The sequence below is a fragment of the Neisseria sp. P0013.S005 genome, assembly GCF_051958425.1.
Taxonomy (GTDB): Bacteria; Pseudomonadota; Gammaproteobacteria; order Burkholderiales; family Neisseriaceae; genus Neisseria; species Neisseria subflava.
Map to the genome: position 1 here is coordinate 290,943 of NZ_JBQCVL010000001.1, position 20,746 is coordinate 311,688.

At 46.1% G+C, this 20,746-nt stretch carries 23 protein-coding genes; 10 read left to right on the forward strand and 13 right to left on the reverse strand.

Annotated features, from left to right (window positions below):
• Positions 1-417: 417 nt before the first annotated feature.
• The 6 genes from ACTHTA_RS01470 (at position 418) to ACTHTA_RS01495 (ending at position 7,313) form a co-directional block, all read left to right on the forward strand.
• Complete coding sequence (locus ACTHTA_RS01470; protein ID WP_440364146.1) at positions 418-2,520, forward strand: TonB-dependent siderophore receptor; 2,103 nt, start codon at positions 418-420, stop codon at positions 2,518-2,520.
• 115 nt (positions 2,521-2,635) lie between these two features.
• Positions 2,636-3,598, forward strand: coding sequence for a siderophore ABC transporter substrate-binding protein (locus ACTHTA_RS01475; RefSeq protein WP_308887050.1), 963 nt, complete (start codon positions 2,636-2,638; stop codon positions 3,596-3,598).
• A 230-nt stretch (positions 3,599-3,828) separates the two neighbouring features.
• Positions 3,829-4,797, forward strand: coding sequence for an ABC transporter permease (locus ACTHTA_RS01480; RefSeq protein ID WP_308887049.1), 969 nt, complete (start codon positions 3,829-3,831; stop codon positions 4,795-4,797).
• On the forward strand, positions 4,787-5,758 hold the full coding sequence (locus ACTHTA_RS01485) for an iron chelate uptake ABC transporter family permease subunit (RefSeq protein WP_308887048.1): 972 nt from the start codon (positions 4,787-4,789) through the stop codon (positions 5,756-5,758). Before ACTHTA_RS01480 ends, ACTHTA_RS01485 begins: the two co-directional genes overlap by 11 nt.
• 88 nt (positions 5,759-5,846) lie before the next feature.
• Positions 5,847-6,473 (forward strand): FmdE family protein, encoded by a 627-nt coding sequence (locus ACTHTA_RS01490; RefSeq protein ID WP_440375746.1) that lies wholly within the window; start codon positions 5,847-5,849, stop codon positions 6,471-6,473.
• Positions 6,474-6,554: 81 nt separating this feature from the next.
• Positions 6,555-7,313, forward strand: a complete 759-nt coding sequence (locus ACTHTA_RS01495; protein ID WP_049350811.1) for an iron ABC transporter ATP-binding protein — start codon at positions 6,555-6,557, stop codon at positions 7,311-7,313.
• 68 nt (positions 7,314-7,381) lie between these two features.
• Here the strand turns inward: ACTHTA_RS01495 and ACTHTA_RS01500 are convergent, their stop codons facing one another.
• The 12 genes from ACTHTA_RS01500 to ACTHTA_RS01555 form a co-directional block, all read right to left on the reverse strand.
• A complete protein-coding gene (locus ACTHTA_RS01500; RefSeq protein WP_308887046.1) occupies positions 7,382-8,674 on the reverse strand; it encodes a valine--pyruvate transaminase in 1,293 nt (430 codons plus the stop codon).
• 227 nt (positions 8,675-8,901) lie between these two features.
• The gene (locus ACTHTA_RS01505) at positions 8,902-9,222 is read right to left on the reverse strand and encodes a hypothetical protein (RefSeq protein WP_308887045.1); all 321 of its coding nucleotides are present in this window, start codon (positions 9,220-9,222) and stop codon (positions 8,902-8,904) included.
• A 62-nt stretch (positions 9,223-9,284) separates the two neighbouring features.
• Entirely contained in the window at positions 9,285-9,674 is a 390-nt protein-coding gene (locus ACTHTA_RS01510; protein WP_308887044.1) for a hypothetical protein, read from the reverse strand.
• Between the two features lie 2 nt (positions 9,675-9,676).
• On the reverse strand, positions 9,677-10,096 hold the full coding sequence (locus tag ACTHTA_RS01515; protein ID WP_308887043.1) for a hypothetical protein: 420 nt from the start codon (positions 10,094-10,096) through the stop codon (positions 9,677-9,679).
• Positions 10,097-10,506: 410 nt separating this feature from the next.
• On the reverse strand, positions 10,507-11,028 hold the full coding sequence (locus tag ACTHTA_RS01520; RefSeq protein ID WP_003684204.1) for a hypothetical protein: 522 nt from the start codon (positions 11,026-11,028) through the stop codon (positions 10,507-10,509).
• Positions 11,029-11,095: 67 nt separating this feature from the next.
• Positions 11,096-11,920 (reverse strand): CHAP domain-containing protein, encoded by an 825-nt coding sequence (locus ACTHTA_RS01525; RefSeq protein WP_003684181.1) that lies wholly within the window; start codon positions 11,918-11,920, stop codon positions 11,096-11,098.
• A gap of 38 nt (positions 11,921-11,958) precedes the next feature.
• A complete protein-coding gene (locus ACTHTA_RS01530; RefSeq protein WP_440364145.1) occupies positions 11,959-12,414 on the reverse strand; it encodes a DUF6636 domain-containing protein in 456 nt (151 codons plus the stop codon).
• A 41-nt stretch (positions 12,415-12,455) separates the two neighbouring features.
• Positions 12,456-13,511, reverse strand: coding sequence for a hypothetical protein (locus ACTHTA_RS01535; RefSeq protein ID WP_036472610.1), 1,056 nt, complete (start codon positions 13,509-13,511; stop codon positions 12,456-12,458).
• A 24-nt stretch (positions 13,512-13,535) separates the two neighbouring features.
• Positions 13,536-13,937 (reverse strand): hypothetical protein, encoded by a 402-nt coding sequence (locus tag ACTHTA_RS01540; RefSeq protein WP_003684225.1) that lies wholly within the window; start codon positions 13,935-13,937, stop codon positions 13,536-13,538.
• 78 nt (positions 13,938-14,015) lie between these two features.
• Positions 14,016-14,537: an XAC2610-related protein gene (locus tag ACTHTA_RS01545; RefSeq protein WP_308112116.1), complete on the reverse strand. Its 522-nt coding sequence runs from the start codon at positions 14,535-14,537 to the stop codon at positions 14,016-14,018.
• A gap of 260 nt (positions 14,538-14,797) precedes the next feature.
• A complete protein-coding gene (locus tag ACTHTA_RS01550; protein ID WP_308887042.1) occupies positions 14,798-15,058 on the reverse strand; it encodes a hypothetical protein in 261 nt (86 codons plus the stop codon).
• A gap of 388 nt (positions 15,059-15,446) precedes the next feature.
• Complete coding sequence (locus tag ACTHTA_RS01555) at positions 15,447-15,746, reverse strand: porin (RefSeq protein WP_308887041.1); 300 nt, start codon at positions 15,744-15,746, stop codon at positions 15,447-15,449.
• A gap of 94 nt (positions 15,747-15,840) precedes the next feature.
• On the opposite strand from ACTHTA_RS01555, the gene ACTHTA_RS01560 reads away from it, so the two are divergent.
• From ACTHTA_RS01560 to ACTHTA_RS01575, 4 genes are all read left to right on the forward strand, one after another.
• Positions 15,841-16,671, forward strand: a complete 831-nt coding sequence (locus ACTHTA_RS01560; RefSeq protein WP_308887039.1) for a carbon-nitrogen hydrolase family protein — start codon at positions 15,841-15,843, stop codon at positions 16,669-16,671.
• Positions 16,672-16,680: 9 nt separating this feature from the next.
• Entirely contained in the window at positions 16,681-17,226 is a 546-nt protein-coding gene (ruvC, locus tag ACTHTA_RS01565) for a crossover junction endodeoxyribonuclease RuvC (protein WP_308887037.1), read from the forward strand.
• A gap of 78 nt (positions 17,227-17,304) precedes the next feature.
• Positions 17,305-18,189: a lipid A biosynthesis lauroyl acyltransferase gene (locus ACTHTA_RS01570; RefSeq protein WP_308887137.1), complete on the forward strand. Its 885-nt coding sequence runs from the start codon at positions 17,305-17,307 to the stop codon at positions 18,187-18,189.
• A gap of 697 nt (positions 18,190-18,886) precedes the next feature.
• The gene (locus tag ACTHTA_RS01575; protein WP_308887135.1) at positions 18,887-19,681 is read left to right on the forward strand and encodes a 3'-5' exonuclease; all 795 of its coding nucleotides are present in this window, start codon (positions 18,887-18,889) and stop codon (positions 19,679-19,681) included.
• Between the two features lie 83 nt (positions 19,682-19,764).
• Here the strand turns inward: ACTHTA_RS01575 and prmC are convergent, their stop codons facing one another.
• Entirely contained in the window at positions 19,765-20,577 is an 813-nt protein-coding gene (gene prmC, locus ACTHTA_RS01580; protein ID WP_308887036.1) for a peptide chain release factor N(5)-glutamine methyltransferase, read from the reverse strand.
• Positions 20,578-20,746 lie beyond the last annotated feature (169 nt).

The window sequence follows — 20,746 nt, forward strand, 5'->3', positions numbered from 1 at the left end:
AAATAGTTTGAAAACAATCATCTACCTTCATCCGGCAGATGCGGTTTGAAAAAGAAGGCGGCAAGTTTGTCAACAAACTTACCTTAACACAGTGGCAAATTAGGGTTCTGCCCGATAAATTCAAGGGAAGAAGTAAAAATTTTCTATGCGGGGTCGTCTGAAAACGGGCATGACAAGTTGCGCACCATCCCCGCCTTACTTTCAATGCTGCCCAAGCAGGCAGATATTTTCAGACGACCTTTTACAGTCGGCAAACTTCAAGTGGTTCAATCAACAAAAAACCAGACACTATCGGCGCAAACCTATGCACACCTTTACAAAATAATATCCTACCTTTAAAATAAATAAAAATTATTATTATTATTAATAAATAGTTTTATCAATTAACTGAAACTTATCCAATAGAAGGAAATTTCCATGACTTCACCCCTGTTCCGCTTCAGCCTGCTTTCAATGGCACTCGCTGCCGGCTTTGCCCACGCGGAAAACGAAGCGAAAGAAAGCGTTACCCTTGATACCGTTACCGTAAAAGGCGACCGCCAAGGCAGCAAAATCAAAACCAATATCGTCACCCTTCGTCAAAAAGACGAAAGCACATCAACCGATTTGCGCGAATTGTTAAAAGAAGAACCTGCCATCGATTTCGGCGGCGGTAACGGCACATCCCAACACATGACCTTGCGCGGCATGGGTCAGAACTCTGTCGACATCAAGGTGGACAACGCCTATTCCGACAGCCAAATACTGTATCACCAAGGCCGTTTCATCATCGACCCTGCGCTGGTCAAAATCGTCTCCGTACAGAAAGGCGCAGGCTCGGCATCTGTCGGTATTGGCGCGACCAACGGCGCGATTATTACTAAAACAGTCGATGCCGAAGACTTGCTAAAAGGTTTGGACAAAAACTGGGGCGTGCGCCTCAGCAGCGGCTATGCCAGCAATGACGGCGTAAACTACGGCGCCAGCGTGTTCGGAAAAGCCGGCAACTTCGACGGCTTATTCTCTTACAACCGCAACGATGAAAAAGATTACGAAGCAGGTAAAGGCTACAAAAGTCCCAACGGCGGCAAAACCGTACCTTACAGCGCACTGGACAAACGCAGCTACCTGGCCAAAATCGGAACAACCTTCGGCGACGGCGACCACCGCATCGTGTTGAGCCACATGAAAGACCAGCACCGGGGCATCCGTACTGTGCGTGAAGAGTTTACAATCTTCGAGTCCGACCCTGCAAAAGACAGGCAGAAACCCTCATACCGTGAAACTACCCAATCCAACACCAACTTGGAGTACACGGGTAAAAACCTGGGCTTTGTCGAAAAACTGAACGCCAACGCCTATGTGTTGGAAAACGAACGCTATTCCGCCGATGACAGCGGCAGCGGTTACGCAGGCAATGTGGCAGGTCCGACCACAACCAAAATCACCACCAAAGGTGCAAATATCAACTTCGACAGTCGCCTTGCCGAAAAAACCCTGTTGAAATACGGTGTCAACTACCGCCATCAGGAAATCAAACCTCATACCTTCCTGAATTCGCAATACACCAGCACCGATGCCGCCCTGCAAAGTCTGGTACGCGGATACAGCCTGACCAACCCGACCAAAACCGATTACGGCGTGTATGTCGAAGCCATCCAAGATATCGGCGATGTTACCCTGACCGGCGGTCTGCGTTACGACCATTTCGATATCAAAACCCATGACGGCAAATCGGTTTCAGACGGCAAAGTCAACCCGAGTCTGGGCGTAATTTACCAACCTGTCGAAAACTTGAGCTTCAGCGTAAGCCACAACTACGCCAGCCGCAGCCCGCGCCTGTATGACGCGCTGCAAACCCACGGCAAACGCGGCATCATCTCGATTGCCGACGGCACTAAAGCTGAACGCGCGCGCAATACCGAAATCGGCTTCAACTACAACGACGGCACGTTTGCCGCAAACGGCAGCTACTTCTGGCAGACCATCAAAGACGCGCTTGCCAATCCGCAAAACCGCCACGACTCTGTCGCCATCCGTGAAGCCGTCAACGCCGGCTACGTCAAAAACCACGGTTACGAATTAGGCGCGTCCTACCGTACAGGCGGCCTGACTGCCAAAGTCGGCGTAAGCCACAGCAAACCGCGTTTTTACGATACGCACAAAGATAAATTGTTAAGCGCGAACCCCGAGTTTGGCGCACAAACCGGCCGCACTTGGACGGCCTCCCTTGCCTACCGCTTCCAAAATCCGAATCTGGAAATCGGCTGGCGCGGACGCTATGTTCAAAAAGCCGTGGGTTCGATATTGGTGGCGGGTCAAAAAGGTCGCGACGGCAAACTGGAAAACGTTGTACGCCAAGGTTTCGGTGTGAACGATGTCTTCGCCAACTGGAAACCGCTGGGCAAAGACACGCTCAATGTCAATCTTTCAGTCAACAACGTGTTTAACAAGTTCTACTATCCGCACAGCCAACGCTGGACCAATACCCTACCAGGTACCGGACGTGATGTACGCTTGGGCGTGAACTACCGCTTCTAAGCAATCAGCTTGAAAAAGCCGTCTGAAAACAAAAGTTTTCAGACGGCATCTAGCTTTATAATCCGATACAAGTTATCATTTCTATTTACTTTATTTCCGACCACGGAGAAACTCTATGTTACGTTTGACTGCTTTAGCCGTATGCTGCACCCTCGCTTTGGGTGCGTGTTCACCGAAAGATTCTGCTTCCAATCAGGCGCAAACTGCTTCCGCTTCTGCCGCCCAAACCGAAGGTGCAAGCCTGACGGTGAAAACCGCGCGCGGCGAGGCAAAAGTGCCGCAAAATCCGGAGCGTATCGCCGTTTACGATTTGGGCATGCTCGACACTTTAAACAAACTGGGCGTAAAAACCGGTTTGTCCATCGATAAAAACCGACTGCCTTATTTAGACGAATATTTCAAAACCACAAAACCTGCCGGCACGCTGTTTGAGCCTGACTACGAAGCCTTAAACGCTTACAAACCGCAGCTCATCATCATCGGCAGCCGTGCAGCCAAAGCGTTTGACAAGTTGAACGAGATTGCGCCGACCATCGAGATGACCGCCGAAACCGCCAATCTGAAAGAAAGCTCAAAAGAGCGCATCGACGCACTGGCGCAAATCTTCGGCAAACAGGCCGAAGCGGATAAGCTGAAAGCGGAAATCGATGCTTCGTTTGAAGCGGCGAAAACTGCGGCTCAAGGCAAAGGCAAGGGTTTGGTGATTTTGGTCAACGGCGGCAAGATGTCGGCTTTCGGCCCTTCTTCCCGTTTGGGTGGTTGGCTGCATAAAGACATCGGTGTTCCCGCTGTCGATGAATCGATTAAAGAAGGCAGCCACGGCCAGCCTATCAGCTTTGAATACCTGAAAGAGAAAAACCCTGATTGGCTGTTCGTTTTGGACCGCGGCGCGGCCATCGGTGAAGAAGGTCAGGCTGCGAAAGATGTTTTGAACAATCCTTTGGTTGCCGAAACAACTGCATGGAAAAAAGGCCAAGTCGTGTACCTCGTGCCGGAAACCTATCTGGCGGCCGGCGGCGCACAAGAATTGCTGAACGCTTCCAAACAGGTCAGCGATGCGTTTAATGCGGCCAAGTAATTCGGCACGGGCATAGCCGCCCGCCTCTTTCAGACGGCCTGAAGGGTTTGATGATTCACAGGGTCAAGCTGCTTGATCTGAAGTCATTGGATTTAGGCCGTCTGAAAATACATGGTGCAAATGGACAATTTTTGCCTGTTTGCATCTGTTTTTATGATGGGCAAACCTGCCTTTTTCGCAAAATACCTTAACCCTTCTTTCAGACGGCCTTATTTTTTCCGAACCATTTTATGTTTCACAAACCTTCATTTTTAAATGCGGCCAACGGCGTGGCGCTGCTGATATTGTTTGCCGTCAGCCTGTCGGTCGGCGTGGCCGACTTCAAATGGTCCGCCCTGTTTTCGCTATCCGACAGCCAGCAGGTCATGTTCATCAGCCGCCTGCCGCGCACGTTTGCGATTGTGCTGACGGGTGCGTCAATGGCTGTGGCCGGCATGATTATGCAGATTTTGATGCGCAACCGTTTTGTCGAACCGTCGATGGTGGGCGCAAGCCAAAGCGCGGCTTTGGGCTTGCTGTTGATGACCCTGCTGCTTCCGGCCGCGCCGCTGCTGGCAAAAATGTCGGTTGCCGCCGTTGCCGCGCTGATCGGAATGTTGGTCTTTATGCTGCTGATCCGCCGCCTGCCGCCGACGGCGCAACTGATGGTGCCTTTGGTCGGGATTATTTTCGGCGGGGTGATTGAGGCGGTGGCCACCTTTATCGCTTATGAAAACGAAATGCTGCAAATGCTCGGCGTGTGGCAACAGGGCGATTTTTCCGGCGTGTTGCTCGGGCGGTATGAATTGTTGTGGGCAACAGGGATTTTGGCTTTGTTTGCCTATTTGATTGCCGACCAGCTGACGATTTTGGGTTTGGGCGAAACGGTAAGCGTGAACTTGGGGCTGAACCGAACGGCGATTCTGTGGTCGGGGCTGATTATTGTGGCGCTGATTACGTCTTTGGTGGTCGTGACAGTCGGCAATATTCCGTTTATCGGCTTGGTCGTGCCGAACATCATCAGCCGCCTGATGGGCGACAAACTGCGCCAAAGCCTGCCTGCTGTGGCCTTGCTGGGCGCGTCTTTGGTGTTGCTGTGCGATATTGTCGGACGCGTGATTGTGTTTCCGTTTGAAATTCCGGTCTCTACGGTTTTTGGTGTGATGGGGACGGCTTTGTTTTTATGGCTTTTATTAAGGAAACCTGCTCATGCCGTCTGAAAAAAATATTGGCTTTATGGCAGGAAGCAGCCGTCCGTTGTGGGCAGCCTTTGCGCTGTTGCTGGTTTCCTGCGTTCTGTTTATGACGCTCAACGTCAAAGGCGATTGGGACTTTGTCTTGCATCTGCGCCTGACCAAGCTTGCCGCGCTGCTGATGGTTGCCTATGCGGTCGGCGTGTCCACGCAACTCTTCCAAACGCTGACCAACAATCCGATTCTGACCCCTTCGATTTTGGGTTTCGATTCGCTGTATGTGTTTTTGCAGACCTTGCTGGTGTTTACGCTCGGCGGCGTGGGTTATGCTTCCCTGCCGTTGACGGGCAAATTCGGCTTTGAACTGGTCGTCATGATGGGCGGCTCGCTGCTATTGTTCTACACGCTCATCAAACAAGGTGGACGCGATTTGTCGCGCATGATTTTAATCGGCGTGATTTTCGGGATTTTGTTCCGCAGCCTGTCGTCGCTGCTTTCGCGCATGATTGACCCCGAAGAATTTACCGCCGCGCAGGCGAATATGTTTGCCACTTTCAATACTGTCCACTCGGAATTGTTGGGTATCGGTGCAGTCGTGTTGCTCATCAGCGCCGCCGTGATCTGGCGCGAACGCCACCGCCTCGATGTTTACCTACTCGGCCGCAATCAGGCCATTAATTTGGGCATCAACTACACGCGCAATACCTTATGGCTGCTGTTGTGGATCGCCGCACTGGTTGCAACTGCGACCGCCGTTGTCGGCCCGGTGAGCTTTTTCGGCCTGCTGGTTGCCGCGCTGGCCAACTATTTTTCCCCGTCGGTCAAACATTCCGTCCGCCTGCCCATGACTTTTTGTGTCGGCGGCATCTTGTTGGTCGGCGGGCAAACCATCTTCGAACACTTCCTCGGCATGCAGGCCGTATTGAGCGTGGTCGTCGAATTTGCAGGCGGATTGGTATTTTTATATTTGGTGTTGAAAAAGAAATAAATTAAACGTGCCCAAACGCTCGCAAAAATAAATTCAGGCCGTCTGAAACCTTCAGACGGCCTAAGCAAACCCATAAAGGACAACCCTCATGACACTAGAACGCCTCCCTTCATTCTTCGATGACGCCCCGACCATTACCGTCCAAGACGCATTGGCCGACTTCCTCGGTGCAGCCGAAAACGGCATCCTCACTTACCACTACGCCGATGCTGTGCGCCTGTGCGGCCACTCCTGCCCGACCGTCGCCGGCGCCTACCTGATGGTGGTCAAAGGCCTGAAAGCCCTTTACGGCGCAGAGCTACCGCAACGCGGCGACATCGAAGCCTTTATGCAGGGCGAGCGTGACGAAGGCACGACCGGCGTTACCGCTTCCGTCGTCCAACTCCTTACCGGCGCGGCACCCGAAACCGGCTTTGGCGGCGTAGGCCCTGCCGGACGCTTTGCCCGCCGCCACCTCTTGTCCTTTGGTGCAGGCGAAATCAACGGCACACTCGCGCTCCGCCGCCGCGATACCGGCAAAACCGTTGCCGTCAGCCTCAACGCCGCACTCCAACCCTTTGCGCCGCAAATGCGCGACATCATGCCCAAAGCCGTCAGCGGCAGCGCAAGTACTGACGAACTCAAACAATTCGGCGAGCTTTGGCAAGAACGCGTCCGCGCCTTCCTGATTGATCAAGCCGACAATCCTGAATTTGTCACCGTCAAAGAAATCTAAAACGTCATAATCAATAAGTTTCAGACGGCCTTAAAACTCAAGGCCGTCTGAAACCCCAATTTCCCATTTTCGGACCCGCCTATGATTACCATCCGCAACGTCAGCCACACCATCGGCAGCAATCCCATCCTCAACGACGTCAGCCTCGACATTCCCGAAGGCGGCATTACCGCGCTGATCGGCCCGAACGGCGCAGGCAAATCCACCCTCCTCTCCTTTATGGCGCGCCTGCAGCCCTTGATACACGGCGACATCAGCTACGCAGGCAAAGACATCAAAACCACCCCCACCGCCGAACTCGCCCGCACGCTCTCCATCCTCACCCAAGAAAACAGCATCATGAGCCGTATTACCGTGCGCGATCTGCTCATGTTCGGCCGCTATCCCTACCATCAAGGCAGGCCGTCTGAAACTGATAAAACCATCGTCGAAGAAGCGCTCGCCGAGTTCCACCTGCAAGACTTCGCCGACCGCTACCTGACCGAGCTTTCCGGCGGCCAACGCCAACGCGCCATGATTGCCATGGTGTTCTGCCAGCGCACCGACTACGTTTTGCTGGACGAACCGCTGAACAACCTCGACATGTATCATGCCCGCTCCCTCATGCAAATCCTGCGCCGGCTGACCGACGAACACAAACGCACTACCGTCGTCGTCCTGCACGACATCAACCAGGCCGCCGCCTACGCCGATTACGTCGTCGCCATGAAAAACGGCCAAGTCGCCATGCAGGGCAAGCCCAACGATATTTTCACCGCCGAAAACATCAAAACCCTATTCGATATGGACGTCAACGTCCTCGATTACGAAGGTAAAAAACTGGTTATCCACCATATCTAAATCCGACAAAAAGGCCGTCTGAAACCTGATTACTCATGTTTCAGACGGCCTTTGTCTATTCAAAGCGTTTATTTTTTATCGTACAAACCGCGCACCACGCGACCGATCGCGGCAATGCCTTTTTCCAGCGTTTCCGCATCCTGCGCAATGCTCATGCGGATGCACTCGTGCGCATGCGGATAGTCTTGCCTATCAATACCGACAAAAAAATGCTCACCCGGAATAATCAGCGTACCTTCGGCCTTGAGCATTTCGTACAAGGTTTGCGACGAAACAGGCAGGTTTTCAAACCAAAGCCACAAGAAAATCGCACCTTCAGGCTTGTGGATTTTCAACGGATACGCGCCCAATTCACGCTTGAGCAGGGAGACCGCCGTTTGCGCCTGCTGACGGTAAAACGGCTGAATCACTTGGTCGGCCAGCTGTTTCAGACGGCCGTCATTTAACAGCGGAGCCGCAATCGCCGCGCCGAAACGGGTTGGCGACAGGTTTACAATCGCATTCAAACTGCTGACGGCTTTGACCACTTCCGGCGCAGCAACAATAATGCCGGTACGCACGCCGGGCAGGCCGATTTTAGAAAGGCTGAAGCAGAGGATAATGTTTTCGTGCCAGTTGAGCGTCACATCGCTGTAAATAATATTCGGGAACGGCATTCCGTAAGCGTTGTCGATAATCAGCGGAATCCCGTGTTCTTGCGCCAAAGCGTCCAAACGCGCCATCTCGCCGTCGGTCAGCACATTGCCGGTCGGATTAGTCGGGCGCGAACAGCAAATCGCACCGATTTTGCCCTCTTTCAATTCAGGCAGGCTCTCCAGCGTGTCAAAGTCCACGCGGTATTTGAAAAATCCCGCTTCGCCTTCGTGTTCGACATTTTCGATTTTCGGTTTTACCGAAATAAAATGCTGCCCTTCGACATGCACGTCGGCATAACCGATATATTCAGGCGCAAGCGGCAACAAAATGGCTTTTTCAGCCGTTTGGCCGTCTGAAAGATTGAATTTGCCACCGAACAGGTTGAACAAATAGAAAAACGCGTTTTGCGAACCATTAGTCAGCGCGATATTGTCCGCCGTCAGATTCCAGCCGTATTCATGGTTAAGAAACTCCGTCAAAGCCGCAATCAGCGCCGCATCGCCCTGCGGATTGGAATAATTGCCGATATTCTCAACAGCGTGTTCCACCGCCAGCTTGGAAAACACATCGGCGAACACGGCATTGACTTCAGCAATCTTCGCCGGATTACCGCCGCCAAGCATATTGACGGGCTTGTCGCTTTTGAGCGCGTCGCCCAAATCGTCCATCAACTGCAAAATACCGCTGTGTTGTGTGAATTTTTCGCCGAATGCTGAAAACTGCATGAAAACTCCGTTGCTGAGTGTGTAAAAACAATAAACCGCTATTATAAGAACAAAGGCCGTCTGAAAACCAGTTATCCTGATTTTTCAGACGGCCTTTAGTTTCTCAGCTATCGATGCTGAATAACCCGATAGCCATTTTCTACGCTTTATTGTTCATGAGTAACTATCCATTGAAAGAATAAGGGAAAATCGTACTATCATCAGCATTCTTCAAATTTGGGAAGGATTTAACCAAACGAACGACCACCATAGCTGCGCTCTTCTTGAACTTGCGGAACATTTTGAGCGACTTCTTGAGTCTGATTTTGTTTTAAGGTTTCTCGCAACTCATCTCTAAAATTCGCCACTACATCGGCATTTTCAGCCAATGCTTTGGTTGTGAACGTACCATCTTTGTCGTTTTTAAAGCCTTGAATTAGAGCTTGAAGTTTGTCAGCTGCAGTTAAAGCTGATTCAGCAAAATTTACGCCTATTTCTCCAAGATTAACCTTTTTATGTTGTAACTCCCAATTTTGGCGAATATTCCTTAACTGTTCCTCAGGTATCAATAAGGACTCTTCTCCTGGTGTTAAAGCATGCCCTAAATCAGGATCATTTAACCCTATACCTTTTAATAAGGTGGAGGCAACAGAGTTGCGCTATTATCTCCTAAACCGAAGAATGGATATGTGAATTCATGTTTATTAATTTCTTTTCCTATCGCATACCCTAAATTAAATTTATCCATAACATCTTTATAATTCCCTTCAAAAACTACTTCTTGATTTTGAGATGAATTATAAAAAAATCCTTTTACTTCTTTTTCATTGTAAACATACAATTTATCAGAAGGTAAATAACCGATTGGTTTAATTTCCCCATCTTTTGATGTGGCAAGTCCATTCAATTCATGAATTACCCGATTATTAGGATCCAATACAGCAATAAAATTATGTCCAGCTATACCTCCTAAAAGAGGTAATTGTGATTTCACAATTTTATAGTTCCCAGTATTTTCCATATTTAATTCACCTTCTCCGTATCTTCTACAATTTGATATTCAATCTTCAAAGAATCCATCCCTTTTTTAGGGAAAATAACGATATGATAAATGCGTTTTGCCCGACCACTTCCCGAGCTAATACCGGCAACCTTAGTTTTAATATATCCTAAATACTCGCACATCTCTTTTTCTACTTCACAAGTCATACCCATTTGGGAAACGGTCTTTCTAATATTATCAGCACTTTTATCACCACTTAACTGAGCATAAATCATTTTGCTCAATGCTTCTTTTTCAGGTTCATTTGGAAATGTTTTAGTAATATATTCTTTAATTTTCCCATGGGGCAAATTATCATAATTAACAGTCATTTTGGGAAAGCCTAAATCACAAGCTGCCAAAAGAAGGGACAAACTAAAAAGAATAGCTAGTTTTTTCATTTTAAAACTCCTTAACTTTTTAGCAATCTAAACCATTATAATAACTATTTCTTTATAATTAATAAGTTTACATTAAATTATTCACATTCTAGCATGTATTTCGCAAACATAGATAAAATAAAACGACAAACGGCCATATTTTAAGACAATGTACAAAACTTTCCAAAAACCACTCTCTCTTCTATCATGCTTCCATAAATTTCATAAAATAGATGATTTTAAGCCTACTAATTTTTTCCAAGCATCCTTAAATACAAAAAAGAGCGTATGTAATACACTCCTAAAATTCTTCATTTTTAACAATAAAAACTGTGATCTAAAGGCACATTCTACAATTATCCTCACAATAGACAAAGGCCGTCTGAAAACCAGTTATCCTGTTTTTTTTCAGACGGCCTTTAGTTTCTCAGCTATCGATGCTGAATAACCCGATAGCCATTTTCTACGCTTTTACCTGTCTTGGCACAAAGTTCATCGCCGCATCGCACGATATTGGCTCGATTGATGCGACCGACCATATCCGCATCCTGTCGTTTTTGGTCAATCAACATTGTATAAAAGAAAGATAATGCCAATCCGCCAATAACCAATGTTGCCATTGCAAGCGAAATAATCCATACCAAACGTGAAGAAATCTTCTGATTTTCTTCATTTACCTTATTCAAGTATGCATTGAATTCACGTACTTGATCAGCCATTTGGTTGCGTGCCTTTTCCATATCTCGCACATAACCTGCCACCGAATTTGACATTTCTTTCGTCACTTCCGCACGCACCATCTCCGTAATCATTTTGCGTTGATCGTAAAGTGATTTATCCAATTTATCTTCAAGATTTTGGACAATCTGATGGGTACTTTGCCTAAATTGTGTCATTACCTCGGCGGTTTCAAGCAAAAGATTATGTGCTTGCTCAAGTTCGTTATTATTCATGCGTAACTATCTATTGAAAGAATAAGGAAAAAACGTGCTATCAGCATTCTTCAAATTTGGGAAAGATTTAACCAAACGAACGACCACCATAGCTGCGCTCTTCTTGAACTTGAGGAGTATTTTGAGCAACTTCTTGAACCTGATTTTGTTTTAAGTTCTCTCGCAACTCATCTCTAAAATTCGCTACCACATCAGCATTTTCAGCCAATGCCTTGGCTGTGAACGTACCATCTTTGTCGTGTTTAAAGCCGTTTATCAAATTTTGCAATTTATCCTTTGAAGAAAGTTCGTTTACAGTGGATGATTTATTTATTTCTATTTCTTGAATTCGTTTATCAACTTCAATATTCCAATCAGGCGTACCATACCCTTTTATTGTATTTTTGTCTAAAGGATATTGTTTCTCCCTAACTGTTGTTCCATTACTATCCCCTGGCTTAGCACTAGTATTACCTTCAATTGTATAAACAATACCTTTTTCTAGATCAACATCAATAACAACCCCTGTATGATTAACCGTTCTTTTTTTATCTTTTGTTGAATTAAGAAAGAAAATTTGATCTCCTTTCTGAGGAATATAATCTTTTGCATCATGCCAATTACCTATTTTTTGATAATTAGCTTTGCTAAGCTCTGTTCCTGCAGAAAATCCACCTAACATTTTTTTTGCATTTTGTTTGCCAAACGATTCTTCCATAACATAATCAACATACATATCGCACCAATATTGGCCTTGCATGCCATAATGAGCCCCAAAAATGGTATTATCCTTACCTTTTTCGGTATAGCCATTATATTTCCTTAAATTTTCAATATAATCATTGATAACCTGTTCTCGAACTTGGTCTCTTTGATTTTCTTGCTTGTGATTACCAGTTTTATTTGTATCCATATACCATTCCTTTAATAAATTAAATTCCTAAAGATGTATTAAAACAGCTTCTGCACTTCCTGACTAATCTTAAATCCATGTTTATCTTGATTTATGCAAGTTACTTCTGAACCGGAAGCCGTACATTGCCAGCTATTACCTTTAACTGTTTCTCCATTTTTCAAGATACGGGCTTTGGGATTAAAAGGAAAGTCACTATGACAAACCATATCTGCTTTACCGGTTTTACCCAAGAAGAATGTTCCACCCCATTCAAGTTCGCAATCGTTGGGGCGCGGTAAAACAGGCTTACCTTTAATTTCAGTCAGACATGATACACCCTGAGCCAAATCAGATACTTTCGCATCACCGCCGCAATAAATCTTACCGTTTCCGGCACGAAAATCGATATTATATAATCCACTATTTATCACATCTTCAGTTTCTTCCATTGGAGATACAGCACAAGCCGAAACTGATAAAGTTAATGATATTAGAATAAATAATTTCTGCATACAAAGACTCCTATTAGGGTTTTAAGGTTATTAAATATTTCCTAACTAAACGATCGACCGCCATAGCTGCGCTCTTCTTGAACTTGTGGAGTATTTTGAGCAACTTCTTGAGCCTGATTTTGTTTTAAGGTCTCTCGCAACTCATCTCTAAAATTTGCCACCACATCGGCATTGTCAGCCAATGCTTTGGCTGTGAACGTACCATCTTTGTCATTTTTAAAGCCTTGAATTAAAGCTTGAAGTTTATCGGCTGGCCTGTCATTACCCTCAGAAGATTTGGAATGTTCTTGCTGACGAGTTGGAGCTGTGATTCTTTCGATGTTTTCGTCCCGACGTTTTGCATCTGCTGGGTGTTTGATTCCATATACAGTACTCATACGAAAATTTTTTAAATCTTCCATATCAAGCTGACCATGCACTTTTACAGTTCTATTTCCAGGTAAAGTGACTCCATTGTCTTTTTCTGTTTGTGCAATAAACTTAACAAGAGCCTCATTAACTTTTGCACCATATTGATTGCCAATATCCGCAATAAAGACCTTTGCCTGCATGCTGTTATTCAAAAATTCTCTATTTACTTTATTTTTAACATTACTAATCTTTTCCTCTACCTTTAAAATTTTATCATCTAAATTTTCATTATAGTTTTCATTAATTAATTTTATTCCTGTCGGGGATGATAGAGCAGCATCCAATTTGGGCTTGATTTGCTTGTAGAATGCTTTATCTTCATCACTCATTCCCCGAGTTGCTATCTTTCCTTCCTTAGTCTTGACATCATTAAATGGTTTGTATATCCGATGAAGCTGCGTCATCTCAGATTCTGATAAAAAAGAATTTCCTGCATTATCTTTGGCATGATGAAGTATTTTTTCTAATAACTTTTGGCCATTTTTATTAGATCCCACATCAAATTGAATTCCACCAAAGCTTGGACCACTAGAACCATTTACAGCATTAGACATTTCATATGCACCATACCCCCCACGCAATTCATTTACCATCATAGCTTGATGTAGATAATATTTAAAACCATCTTTAGGGGTTAAATGATCGCCACCGGTAAAACGAAGGCCATGATTCGCTTTCTTTGCCATACTTTATTCCTTTCTTAAAACAAATTAGAAGCGCTCCAATGCTTTCAAATGAGCTTGCGATTGCTCAATTCGACATTGAAGAATATACCAATCAGATGCAGATTTTAGATCTGTATTATTTGTAGGATCAGAACAAAGTTGTTCTCTATATGCATTCCAAGTTTTACGTACTTTAATAAAATAAGAGGAAGGCAAAGCATGTAGAGCCATATCTTTTTGTTTTACTCGTCGGTATATCATCTTATATTTTTCATCAATTTTTTTTTCTAAACGGCTATCCCAAACATCCAAGCAATCATAACTAACATTTTCAATATTTTCTAACGCACTTTTAGGACAGACTTCTTTTTTATGCTCTATATTTTCCTGTGCAAAACATGAACCTGCCCCTAATAGGCAAACAGAAAGAAATAATGCTTTTTTCATTTTTTAAATTCCTTAAATTTGTAATAAATTACCCTATTTCATATAGCGATATTGATCGAATTTATCATTCATAATATTTTACCTATTTTCAATAAAATGCCATTTACCATTACGCCAGCAATAATGATTCTGGGAGTATTCCATTGAATTTTTCCGATAATCAACGTAAATACAGTTTTTGCCGCTAGCATGAATTTCTCCAAGCTGGGTAATATCTTTAGTTTCTTCAAATTGTTTAGTTTCAGGATTGAACATATAAAGTTCATTACCATTAATTGCTGACGCTGCAACAGGAAAACCCTTTAAAATAATATCAGGGTATCCATCATTATTTAAGTCTTGTATTTGAACCAAATGATCTGCAGTTAGAGGGGGATGTGACATACTTTCAATAATTTGTATTTTTTTAGTTTTTTTATTTGTAATGACAGCCTGATAATCCGTATCAGAAAGTGGTTTTATCTTAATTTCAAAAGAAAAATTTGCTACTGGTGGATAAACACTTTCTTTCCCAACTACGTTTCCACTTTGCACGGCGCACGCAGTAGAAAATAAAGAAAGTGCAATAAAAGGAATTGTGAATAGTTTTTTATATTGCATTGCTCCTCCTTGAAAAATTTGGATTTTTTCAAATTACATTATAACCTTAAATTAATATATAAATCAAATATTTTTATCAAAATTTTCTAATGTTTTTATATGAAATAATTTCTGCTCCACATCACAAACAAGCTCTTTTGTATCATAAGAATTTTTTAACCCATCGGTAATATCACTTAATGGATTAAAACAAGCTTCATCCTCATAAGCAGAGTACGTTTTTCTTAACTTAGAAAAATAACTTGAAGGAAATTTTTCAACTAATTTATTTTTTTGTTTTCAATTTGTAATTTTTTATATTTTTCATCTATTGCATTATCTAAGCTAAGAGATAAACTATACAAACATTCATTTCCAATTTTATGTAGTTGATCATATTTTTCTACATTGCATAGAGTATATGTTTTCTCATCGATTGACTCCTTAATAGTATCTTTGAAAACAGAAAGTGCTGAAAAATCCTGAGCAAAACAAGAACCAGCTCCTAACAGGCAAATAGAAAGAAATAATGCTTTTTTCATGTCAAACTCCTTAAATTTGTAATGGCTTAGCCCATTATAGCAATACCCATTTTTAAAATTCACAAATTTATATTTTATTGCTCACAATATTCTAGCACCATTTTGAAAACTTAGTCCTAATAAATAACTATCAATTAGATTTTAAAGATAGAATTTAAAAAATAACCGTTCTTTTATTATGCTTCTATAAATTTCATAGAATAGATTATTTTAATCCTTCCTATTTTTTTCAAGCATCCTTTAATACGAAAAAATATACGAAAACTTCATAACTCGTCATTTAAAACAATAAAAACAGTGAGTTAAAAATACACTATATTACTATTCTCAAAATAAAAAACAGACCGTCTGAAAATCTTTCAGACGGCCTTTACTATTCAATCTTTCCTTAACGGCCAAAATTATCTCGACGTTCGCGCCAGTCTTGGCGGATGGAGCCGCTTTTGCCGACAGGGGTATCTTGTTCGACTTCCCAAATAAAATTCGTTCCGCCGCCAATCGGATGCGAGCCGCGCAAACCGATGTGGCTGCCTTGGTCGGCAACGGCGGTTCGGCTGTATGTTTGGTCGCCGAAACGGGTTTGCGAGGTTTCGATGCCGCTTTTGATGCTGCCGTAAAGCTGTACGTCGGCGTGTGCAGCGAGTGCGGCGGTGGAAAGTGCGGCAGTGAGGAGAAGTTTTAAGTTCATGGTTTATCCTTTTTTGGAGAGGAATTGTGTGACGATTGTATCGGCCTTGTGCGTAAACAAGTTACAATTCTTGCAAAATCTGACAGGAGTTTTGATGATGCGCTCTTTACGCGCCGCCGCTGTGCAAATGGTGTCGTCCACCGACCCCGAAACCAATATTTCCACCATGAAGCGCCTTGTCCGCGAGGCGGCCGAACAAGGGGCGGATTGGGTGTTGCTGCCCGAATATTGGCCGCTGATGGGCAAAAACGATACGGACAAGCTGGCATTTGCCGAGCCTTTGGACGATGGACGAGTTGGCAAAACCTGCCACACCCGTTTTCAGACGGCCTTAAGCGAAACGGCAAGGGAATGCGGCGTGGTGTTGTTTGGCGGTACGGTTCCGCTGCAAAGCAAAAACGCTGGCAAGGTGATGAACACGATGCTGGTGTATGACCGCGACGGCAACCGAATTGGGCTTTACCACAAAATGCACCTGTTCGGCTTTTCCGGTTTGGGCGAACGCTACGCCGAAGCCGATACGATACTGGCGGGCAACGATGTGCCGAAATTGAGCGTGGACGATGTTCCGCTGGCGGCCGGCGTCTGCTACGATTTGCGCTTTCCTGAGTTTTTCCGCGTCCAGCAGCCGTTTGATGTGTTACTGCTGCCGGCTGCATTTACCTACACGACCGGCAAGGCGCATTGGGAATTGCTGCTGCGCGCCCGTGCGGTGGAAAACCAATGCTACGTCATCGCGTCGGCACAAGGCGGACTGCATGAAAGCGGCCGCCGCACATTCGGCCACAGTATGATTATTGACCCTTGGGGCGATGTATTGGCGACGTTGCCGGAAGGCGAAGGCGTGATTTGTGCCGATTTGGATACTGCGAGCCTGCAAAGCGTGCGCACGCGCCTGCCTGCCCTGAAACACCGATTACTTTAAACACGCACTATGTCCCAGTTCCAACCCACACGCATTCTTGGCATCGACCCCGGCAGCCGCATGACCGGCTTCGGCGTTATCGATGTCCACGGTCGCGAACATCATTATGTTGCTTCCGGCTGTATCAAAACCCCGACCGGCGCGTCGCTTTCCGAACGCATCGCCGTGATTGTCCGCCATATCGACGAAATCATCCGCCACTATCAACCCCATCAGGCAGCCATCGAGCAAGTATTCGTCAACGTCAATCCGGCCGCAACGTTAATGCTCGGTCAGGCGCGCGGTGCAGCGATTGCCGCTTTGGTCATGCACGATTTGCCCGTGTTTGAATACACCGCTCTTCAGGTCAAGCAGGCTGTGGTCGGCAAGGGCAAGGCCTCCAAAGAGCAAGTGCAGCATATGGTGGTCCAAATGCTTGCACTTTCAGGCACGCCGCAAGCCGATGCCGCCGACGGACTCGCCGTCGCCCTCACCCACGCCCTGCGCAATCACGGATTGGCTTCGCAACTCAACCCCGACGGACTGCAGGTCAAACGCGGCCGCTTCCAATGGTAAGCCGACATTCAGGCCGTCTGAAATAGTGTTCCAGCCCGTTTTCAGACGGCCTTTCGGTTATAATAGCCCTTTGCCCACATACAGCGAGCCTTCATGAAAGCCGCCTTCCTTTTTCTCTACCTCATCCGCCTGCTGCCTTTTTGCGTGTTGCACAAGATTGCCGACGCGATCGGTATTCTCGCCTATTACGCAGTCAAACCGCGCCGCAAAGTCGGCGAGGTCAACCTTAAAAAATGCTTTCCCGAGCTGAACGACAGCCAGCGCACCGCCCTGCTCAAACGCCACTTCCAACACATGGCAAAGCTGATGCTCGAATACGGCCTCTACTGGTACGCACCTGCGGACAAGCTGCGCTCGTTGGTACGCTATCAAGACAAACACCATCTCGACGAAGCCCTCGCCGCCGGCGAAAAAGTCATCATCCTCTATCCGCACTTTACCGCATTTGAAATGGCGGTTTACACGCTCAATCAGGATGTGCCGCTGACCAGCATGTATTCGCACCAAAAAAACAAAGCCCTGGACGAACAAATCCTGAAAGGCCGCCACCGCTACAACAATGTTTTCCTGATCGGCCGCACAGAAGGCCTGCGTGCCATCATCAAACACCTGCGCAAAAGCGATGCGCCCTTTCTTTATCTGCCCGACCAAGACTTCGGCCGCAACGATTCCATTTTCGTCAATTTCTTCGGCATTCAGACGGCCACGATTACCGGCCTTAGCCGTATCGCCGGCATGACCAAAGCCAAAATTATTCCCGCCATCCCCACGCGCGAAACCGACAATACCGTAACCCTGCACTTCCATCCGGCTTGGGACAATTTCCCGACTGAAAATGTCGAAGCCGACACCCAGCGCATGAACGACTTCATCGAAGAGCGGGTACGCGAGCATCCCGAACAATATTTCTGGCTGCACAAACGCTTCAAAACCCGTCCCGAAGGCGAAAGCAGCTTTTATTGACTACATTGAATTACAATTTGAATATGCAAAAAGCGGCGAAATTTTTCTTTCGCCGCTTTTTCATTTTAATTGAATCAAACCGAAACTCATGTTTGAGTTCAAACAATCAAATAATATTCCGCTTTAAATGCTTTAAAAACAACTTTTTCATTTATATATTAAATTTAATTTCTTTTAAAAACAATATATTGCAAAAATAGTTCATTTGAAAAAATACATTTTAATCATTCAAAATATGAAATAAAATTAAATTAAAATTTAAAAAAATAAAATAAATACCTAACTTTTGAATAATTATGAAACATAATTGCAAAAATATGACAACATATGAAATTTATACCAAAACAAGCCTTCAGAAAAAAATACTTGGCAAACTGTAAAAATTCGCGTAAATTTCACTACATCAAATTACAAAACGTTCAGACGGCCTCGCCGGTTTTAGATACTTTTGTAAGCATTTTTCTGATATTGCAAGAAATTGCGGTATCTTAGAGGATTTCGGTGCAATACCCGAAATGAAAGTTTACTGATGCAGAGTTGAGCTGCATCTGTAAAGCCGCAGGTAAAAGCCTGTATTGTTTGTGAAGCGTAAATCTCTGATTTGAGGTATTGGGGCAATCCTGTGGGGGATTGCCTCTTTTTTTATCTGCGCCGTCATGCCACAATGACATCATCCCTTATCCAACCCGATCACGCCATGACTCCGATACTCGCCTTCGACATCGAAACCATTCCCGACGTAAACGGCATCCGCCAGCTTTACGATTTGCCAGCCGATTTGCCCGACAACGAAGTCGTCCTGTTTGCCCAACAGCAACGCCGCGCCAAAACCGGCAGCGACTTTATGCAACACCATCTGCACCAAGTCGTCGCCATCTCCTGCTGTATGCGCTGGGGGCAAGACAAAATCCGCGTCAGCACCATCGGCGATCCCGAAGACAGCGAAGAAATCATGATTGCCAAGTTCTTCGAGGTCATCGAAAACTATACGCCACAACTCGTCAGCTGGAACGGCGGCGGTTTCGACCTGCCCGTCCTCCACTACCGCGCCCTGATACACGGCATCAGCGCCGCCCGCTATTGGGACATGGGCGACGGCGACTTTGGCGACAGCCGCGACTTTAAGTGGAACAACTACATCAGCCGCTACCACACCCGCCATTGCGACCTAATGGATTTGCTCGCCCTCTACCAACCGCGCGCCAGCGTGCCTTTAGACGATATGGCCAAACTCTGCGGCTTCCCCGGCAAACTGGGCATGGACGGCAGCAAGGTTTGGGACGCTTATCATGCAGGCCGTCTGAAAGACATCCGCGACTATTGCGAAACCGATGCCGCCAATACCTACCTGATGTACATGCGCTTTCGCATGATGAGCGGCGCGCTCGATGCCGATGAATACGAAGTCGAAATCAAACGCATCAAACATTATCTGGCCGCACAAGCCGAAGAAAAACAACATTGGGCGGAGTTCGTCGCTGCTTGGCGTTAAACCAAGCCGTCTGAACAGACAAACCAGAAAACCAAAAGGGCGTGATTGACACGCCCTTTTTTAATTCCGACAAACCATGCCCGCTAAGCAGGCAAACGTCCCAGCGTGACCCTGTCCAATCCTGCCAAATCCTGTTCGGTTGCCACTTCGGCAAAACCGTTCTTCAGCATAATATTCCGCACCGCTTCGCCTTGGTCATAGCCATGTTCAAACAGCAGCCAGCCGTTAGCTTTCAGGTATTTGGGGGCTTCTTGAGTAATGTGGCGGATATGGCTGAGGCCGTCTGAAAAGTCGGTCAACGCATTTTGCGGTTCAAACCTCAAATCGCCTTGCGATAAATGTTCATCGCCGTTCTCGATATACGGCGGATTGGAAACAATCACATCGTATCTGCCTTCAGACGGCCTGTCGGTATCAAACCACGAACCCTGCGCAAACTCGACTTTTGCGCCCAATTCGGCCGCATTTTGACGGGCGGTATCCAAAGCACCGGTGCTGATGTCGGATGCGCGAACATCGGCATCAACGCGTTCAAGCGCGACGGTCACGGCAATGGCGCCGCTGCCCGTTCCCAAATCCCACACGCGGCCTTGCGGCGGCAAGCGTTTGAGCACGGCTTCCACCAAATGCTCGGTTTCAGGGCGTGGAATCAGTACATGGGGATTGACGGCAAAGCGTCGTCCGTAAAACTCACGCACACCCAAAATATAGGCCATCGGCTCGCCGCTCAGACGGCGTTGCGCCAGCCTGTCCGCCCGCTGCCGGACTTCATCCGGAATTTCTTCCCCGCCCCGTGTCAACAACTGCACGCGCGTATATCCCGAAGCATATTTCAGCAGCATTCTTGCTTCATTTTTAGGTAGTTTTGACAAGCCCAACCATTCGTCAAACATCATTTTTTATCCCGTCTGCCGCCGATGCGGCTCGAACATTTTTTCCGGCTTTGCGGCACGCTTGTTCAAAAAATATCATTTTCGCTTTGGAATTATATAATAAAGAAAAACACCTTATCGCCATTTCGATACCGTAGGAATTTATCCGAATAACAGAAACGCTCCGCCGTCA